Origin of the sequence: Amphritea sp. (assembly GCF_050300915.1) — a bacterium.
GTDB lineage: Bacteria > Pseudomonadota > Gammaproteobacteria > Pseudomonadales > Balneatricaceae > Amphritea.
The window spans coordinates 1-5,930 of the sequence record NZ_JBNKYN010000130.1; the positions used below are offsets into that span (position 1 = coordinate 1).

At 51.2% G+C, this 5,930-nt stretch carries 7 protein-coding genes; 6 read left to right on the forward strand and 1 reads right to left on the reverse strand.

Features of this window, described 5'->3' with window-relative positions:
- The 3 genes from ACQY8X_RS20435 to ACQY8X_RS20445 all read left to right on the forward strand — a co-directional run.
- Window positions 1-874 (forward strand): YHS domain-containing protein (locus ACQY8X_RS20435; protein ID WP_428036977.1); only part of this gene is annotated, 874 nt, incomplete at its 5' end.
- A gap of 69 nt (window positions 875-943) precedes the next feature.
- On the forward strand, window positions 944-1,306 hold the full coding sequence (locus ACQY8X_RS20440; RefSeq protein WP_428036978.1) for a phenol hydroxylase subunit P4: 363 nt from the start codon (window positions 944-946) through the stop codon (window positions 1,304-1,306).
- A gap of 84 nt (window positions 1,307-1,390) precedes the next feature.
- Window positions 1,391-2,452: an NADH:ubiquinone reductase (Na(+)-transporting) subunit F gene (locus ACQY8X_RS20445; protein WP_428036979.1), complete on the forward strand. Its 1,062-nt coding sequence runs from the start codon at window positions 1,391-1,393 to the stop codon at window positions 2,450-2,452.
- A 60-nt stretch (window positions 2,453-2,512) separates the two neighbouring features.
- Here the strand turns inward: ACQY8X_RS20445 and ACQY8X_RS20450 are convergent, their stop codons facing one another.
- Window positions 2,513-3,409: a LysR family transcriptional regulator gene (locus tag ACQY8X_RS20450; RefSeq protein WP_428036980.1), complete on the reverse strand. Its 897-nt coding sequence runs from the start codon at window positions 3,407-3,409 to the stop codon at window positions 2,513-2,515.
- Window positions 3,410-3,550: 141 nt separating this feature from the next.
- On the opposite strand from ACQY8X_RS20450, the gene ACQY8X_RS20455 reads away from it, so the two are divergent.
- The 3 genes from ACQY8X_RS20455 to ACQY8X_RS20465 all read left to right on the forward strand — a co-directional run bounded on the left by ACQY8X_RS20455 (window position 3,551) and on the right by ACQY8X_RS20465 (window position 5,770).
- Window positions 3,551-3,961 (forward strand): DoxX family protein, encoded by a 411-nt coding sequence (locus ACQY8X_RS20455; protein ID WP_428036981.1) that lies wholly within the window; start codon window positions 3,551-3,553, stop codon window positions 3,959-3,961.
- 63 nt (window positions 3,962-4,024) lie between these two features.
- Window positions 4,025-4,978 (forward strand): glutathione S-transferase family protein, encoded by a 954-nt coding sequence (locus ACQY8X_RS20460; protein WP_428036982.1) that lies wholly within the window; start codon window positions 4,025-4,027, stop codon window positions 4,976-4,978.
- Between the two features lie 9 nt (window positions 4,979-4,987).
- A complete protein-coding gene (locus tag ACQY8X_RS20465) occupies window positions 4,988-5,770 on the forward strand; it encodes a dioxygenase family protein (protein WP_428036983.1) in 783 nt (260 codons plus the stop codon).
- Window positions 5,771-5,930 lie beyond the last annotated feature (160 nt).

The following is a 5,930-nucleotide window of genomic DNA, read 5'->3' on the forward strand; positions in this document are numbered from 1 at the left end:
GGGTGCCGCGCATAACGGTGATATGGCGACAGTGACCTTTGGATTCTCAGCGCAGTCTGACGAAGCCCGTCATATGACCCTCGGTCTGGAAGTGATCAAGTTCCTGCTGGAGCAGCATGAAGACAATGTGCCGATTGTGCAGAAGTGGATCGATAAATGGTTCTGGCGCGGTACCCGTCTGCTGACCATCGTGGCGATGATGATGGATTACATGCTGCCGAATAAAGTGATGTCCTGGAAAGAGGCCTGGGAGGTCTATTTCGAAGAGGCTGGTGGTGCGCTGTTTAAAGATCTGGCCCGTTACGGCATCCGTATGCCGAAATACGCCGAGACCATCGAGAAAGAGAAGGAGCATATCTCCCATCAGGCCTGGTGGACCTTTTACACCCATGGTCATGCCGCGGGCTTCCATACCTGGATTCCAAGCGACGAAGAGCTGGACTGGTTGTCGGCGCAATACCCAGACACCTTCGATAAGTACTATCGCCCGATGTGGGAACTGGCGAAGGAGCTGGAAGCTAAGGGCGAACGCTTTTACACCTCGGGTCTGCCACAGCTGTGTCAGACCTGTCAGATCCCGATGCTGTTTACCGAGATGGATAACCCGAATCAGAACTCGATGCGTGACTTTGTTTATCAGGGTGAGCGTTATCACTTCTGCTCCGATGGTTGCTGCGACATCTTTAAAGAGGAACCGGAAAAATTTGTGCAGTCCTGGCTGCCGGTACATCAGATCTTCCAGGGCAACTGTGGCGGTCCAGGCGTGGGTGAGGTCCTTAGTGATTATTACCGCATGAATGTGGGGGTCGACAATCTGGATATCAAAGGCTCGCCGGACGAGGTGCGCTGGAATAAGTGGAAAGGCGTCGCCTGAGTTTATAACACACAACCAACGGGTGTGGCACCAGCGGCACCCGCACAAGAATAACAAGAGGATATAAAAATGCCTGTATATGCACTAAATCCAGGTTATCGGGGCGAGCGGATGGATCGGGTGGAGAACTTCCACGGTAATCAGATTGTTTATCTCGGTTGGGATGAGCATCGCATGTTCTGCGCCGCCAAAGCGTTCCCGCTGCCGCCTTCCATGCCCTTTGCGGCAGTGATCGAAACCATCATGCCGGAAGCCTTTGGTCAGCACCCGGAGTTTAGCCAGATCAACTGGGACAGCGCTGAGTGGCTGCTGGATGGTGAACCGTTCAAGCCTCAGTTGGCGGTCGCTCTTGAAGATCAGGGGGTGGGGCATAAGTCGCTGATCCGCTTTAAAACCCCTGAGTTAACGGGGTATCAGGGTGCTGGCGTTTAATGTCACAGAGCTTTAGCTGAGAGAGACGGACCGGTTTCTGGGTGATAATCTGAGTGAGAGACCGGTCTGTTGCGGGGTGAAAGTATGAGTTATGAAGTAACAGTCGAACCAACCGGCGATGTGATCGAGGTTGAAGAGGGGCAGACCATTCTGGATGCTGCCCTGCGTCAGGGGGTCTGGTTGCCGTTTGCCTGTGGGCACGGCACCTGTGCTACCTGCAAAGTGCAGGTGCTGGAAGGTGAAGGTGATCTGGGTAACGCCTCCCCTTTTGCACTGATGGATATGGAACGGGAGGAGGGCAAAGTGCTGGCCTGCTGCTGTACCCCGGAATCGGATATGGTGATCGAGGCGGATATCGATGTGGATGATGACTTTGCCGGTTATCCGGTGGAGGATTTTATCGGCACGGTCACCGAGATCAGAGATCTGTCACCGACGATTAAAGGGATATTGTTTGAGCTGGACAAGCCGATGGCATTTCAGGCCGGTCAGTATATCAATCTGAAGCTGCCGGGCGTTGAGGGCAGCCGGGCGTTCTCCATCGCTAACAAACCCTCCGATGCCACCACACTGGAACTGCATGTCCGTCTGGTGCTGGGCGGGGCGGGCACCACCTACCTGCATCAGCAGCTGGAGGTCGGCGATACCCTGGATGTCAGCGGGCCCTATGGTCAGTTTTTCGTGCGCAAATCGGATGATCAGGGCGCGATCTTTATCGCCGGTGGTTCGGGATTATCCAGCCCGCAATCGATGATTCTGGATCTGCTGGAAGAGGGCGACAGCCGTCCGATCACCCTGTTGCAGGGGGCGCGTAATGTGGCTGAACTGTATAACCGGGCGCTGTTTGAAAACCTCGACCGGGAGTTTGACAACTTTACCTACGTGCCCGCGCTGAATGCACCGGAACCGGGGGATGACTGGCAGGGTTTTACCGGCTTTGTTCATGAAGCGGCTCAGGCGCACTTCAATGGTCGGTTTGATGGTAATAAGGCCTATCTCTGCGGTCCGCCACCGATGATCGATGCGGCGATCACCACCCTGATGCAGGGACGGTTGTTTGAGCGGGATATCCATATGGAACGCTTTGTCACCGCTGCCGATGGTGCTGAAGAGCAGAGCCGCTCGGCGCTGTTTAAACGGATCTGATTGTTCTGATCATTAACCGCTATACATACCGATAGCTTTGAGACAGACAAAACCGCAGCGCTATGCTGCGGTTTGCCTGTTCCAGTAGGCAATAAATTGCTGCGTAAAGGTTGTTACTCTGCTGGACAGGTGTTGACGGTGGGGATAGATTACATTAACCGGTATCTGGGTATTACACACTTGGGGCAGGAGGCTGACGAGCTCCCCCTTTTCTAGCATGGAATGAATGGCAAACTCCGGGCAAAAAGCGATCACTCGGCCGGTGAAAGCCATATTCGCCGCCGCCAGAGCGCTGTTCACCCGGGCAATAATCCTCGGTTTTATTTCAACTTTCTGTTTGTCTTGCAAAAAGCCCCAGCTTCCCGCTTGTCGATAGTTGCTATCAAATACGCAGGGCAGGTCTTCCAGTTGTTCTATTGTGTCAGGCCGACCATAGTGCGCTATAAACTCAGGCGATGCGCAAAGGATCATCCGGGTGAAACCTGCAGGCTTTGCAATCAGCGATGAGTCCGCCAGCTTGCCAATTCTCAGGGCAACATCAAAGCCTTCGCTGATCAGGTCTACAAAGCGATCATTCAGTTGCAGTTCGATTTTCAGGTCAGGGTTAGCGGATGTCAGTTCTGCGATAAACGGCATCAACACCAGCTCGCCAAAGGTCGTTGGTGCTGAGATACGTAATCGTCCAACCAGACTTTGGCTTTCGTTAAGGAGCTGAGCTTCGAGATTGACAATATCATCGAGTATTTTTTTGGCCTGTTCATAGTAACTGTAACCTTCGCTGGTGACCTGCATGCTGCGTGTCGAGCGAATAATCAGTCTGACTTTCAGTAGCGCTTCCAGCTGTGATATATGCGTGCTGACCAGGGCTTTGGTTTTGCCTAAACGGTTTGCTGCGGCGGTAAAGCTGCCAGCCTCTGTAACGGTCACAAAGGTAGACATCAGGTTCAGTTTATCCATTCTCGGAAAGCCTTACTTGGAAGTATTAACTAATTGTAAAATTATATTAAACAATATGTATATTAAATGGATTATTGTTTGTTTTATCGATTGAGTCAAAATGTATCCATCAACTACGAATCAATTGATGAGGATAACTCAATGAAAACTTCTCCTGCTTATGCGGCAACGCTGCTGCGCCTCGCTCTGGGTAGCATGTATCTGGCCCATGGCTTGTTAAAACTGCTGGTGTTTACACCGGAAGGCACGGCAGGCTTTTTTAGTTCACTAGGACTGCCTGGCTTCTTTGGGCCTGTCACTATGGCGTTGGAAATCGCTGGCGGTACTGCACTGATTTTAGGCGTTTATGCTCGCTACGTAGCGGCAGCCCTGATCCCTGTGCTGCTGGGCGCCGTCATCCTGGTTCATGGAGCCAATGGCTGGGGCTTTGGTAATAAAGGTGGAGGCTGGGAGTATCCGGTATTTCTGATCGCGGCATCGCTTGTCCAGTTTTTGCTGGGTGATGGTCGATATGCTCTGAAGTCACTAGAGATGAAGTCCGCAACGGCTTAAATCATATACGGGCTCCGGAGAACGGCTGCCGGAGCCTCTATTGGCAAGATCAGGAGTGCAACTATGTTGGTAAATGGCGTGTGGCAAAGTAAATGGGATCCGGTACAGAAAAAAGATGAGCAGGGGCGCTTTCTCCGTCAAAGCAGTGCCTTCAGAAAAACGATCGCTGCAGATCGTATTGCAGCGGTAAAGTATGGCGCTGCTGAAACGCTGGGGGTGCAACTTTATGTGGCGTATATCTGCCCCTGGGCAACCCGCACACTGATCGCCCGGTCTTTGCTGGGGCTGGAAAAGTATATACCTGTCAGCATTGTTGATCCGCAACTGAGTGATAGCGGCTGGCAGTTTCACGGATATCCCGGGAGTACACCGGCAAAGCAGGAAGCGATAAGCTATATTTATCAGCTGTACACCGAGGCCGATCCTGACTATACCGGACGTGCAACCGTACCTGTTTTATGGGACACAGAAGGTCGCACGATAATCAATAATGAGTCTGCGGATATCATCAGGATTTTTAACCATGATCTGCGGCCTGTACATAACGCTGAGATTGATCTGGCACCTGAATTACTGCTGCATGAGATAGACCGCTTTAATGAGCGGATCTACGATACCTTAAATAACGGGGTCTATCGTGCCGGTTTTGCCTCCTCTCAGGAGGCGTACGAAGAAGCTTACAACGATGTGTTTACAACCTTAAGCTGGTTGGAAAAGCATTTTGGACACAGTGTGTATGCGGTTGCTGATCAGCTTACCGAGAGTGATATCCGTTTGTTTGTTACTCTGGCTCGTTTTGATGTGGCTTATTATGGATTATTTAAAACCAATAAGGCGCGAATCTCTGACTATGCAAATATTTCTGCGTATATGGCGCGGTTGTTAAAGATTCCGGCGTTTAGTCAGAATACTAATATCGATCATATAAAAGCCGGTTATTACTCCATCAAGGCATTGAATCCGATGGGAATAGTACCTCAGGGGCCAGAGTTAGACTGGTTTGATTATCTGAATTAGGAGATTGTTATGTCAGAAGTATCTGCACCGGTTATGTTTATCGGTCACGGTTCACCCCGCTGGGCGCTGTCGCCAGGTGTCGCGGCGGCCCGGTTGCAGGAGTACAGTGTTTTCTTTACTCAGGTGAAGGCGCTACTGGTGATATCACCCCACTGGATTACCCGGGGGATGCAGCTGACTGCATCTCCTCAACCGGAAACCATCCACGATTTTGGTGGCTTTGACGAGGCGCTGTATCAACTGCAATATCCGGTTGCCGGAGACCCCGGTCTTGCGGGTCATATTCAGACCGTCTTGCAGGACCAGGGAGTAGCGGTTTCACTGAATCAACAGCGTGGCTTAGATCATGGCACCTGGGTTCCGTTGCTGCATATGCTGCCGGAGCATAAAATTCCGGTACTGCAGTTGTCGATTGATGCGGGTTCGACACCAGAGTCTCTGGTAGCGTTGGGCGAGGCATTAAAGGGTCTTCGTAGAGAGGGGGTTGCGATCATCGCTTCCGGAAGTCTGACTCATAATCTTTATCATATGGGTGATGAGCAGGGTTCACCACTGGACTATGTGGTGCGGTTTCAGGCCTGGGCCCGAGCGCGGGTCATTGAACGTAATATTCCCGCCCTGAGTCAGCCGTATCTTGAATCTGAAGATTTTGTTACAGCTCATCCGAGTGCTGAACATTATCTGCCTTTACTGATCGCGCTGGGTGCCAGCAGTGAATCGGATCAGCTCACCGTATTAGAAAGCCCTGTTCAGTATCAGGCGTTGTCGATGGAGTCCTATGGCTGGAACTAATGAAATAATCAACTCAAAACAGATATTAGTGATTATATGATTATAAAGCTTTGCTTCCGAGCAAGGCTTTTTTTTGCACTGTCCTCTGGGATAAATAATAAACCATTTTAAAACAATGGGTTGGGTGGTTTTTTATTGAATGGTTCCTATGCTGGCACAG

Bases quoted from the DNA above. Each gene is read 5' to 3' on its own strand.
- ACQY8X_RS20455 (WP_428036981.1), top strand. From the start codon at position 3,551: ATGAAAACTTCTCCTGCTTATGCGGCAACGCTGCTGCGCCTCGCTCTG.
- ACQY8X_RS20445 (WP_428036979.1), top strand. From the start codon at position 1,391: ATGAGTTATGAAGTAACAGTCGAACCAACCGGCGATGTGATCGAGGTT.
- ACQY8X_RS20465 (WP_428036983.1), top strand. From the start codon at position 4,988: ATGTCAGAAGTATCTGCACCGGTTATGTTTATCGGTCACGGTTCACCC.
- ACQY8X_RS20450 (WP_428036980.1), bottom strand. From the start codon at position 3,409: ATGGATAAACTGAACCTGATGTCTACCTTTGTGACCGTTACAGAGGCT.
- ACQY8X_RS20460 (WP_428036982.1), top strand. From the start codon at position 4,025: ATGTTGGTAAATGGCGTGTGGCAAAGTAAATGGGATCCGGTACAGAAA.
- ACQY8X_RS20440 (WP_428036978.1), top strand. From the start codon at position 944: ATGCCTGTATATGCACTAAATCCAGGTTATCGGGGCGAGCGGATGGAT.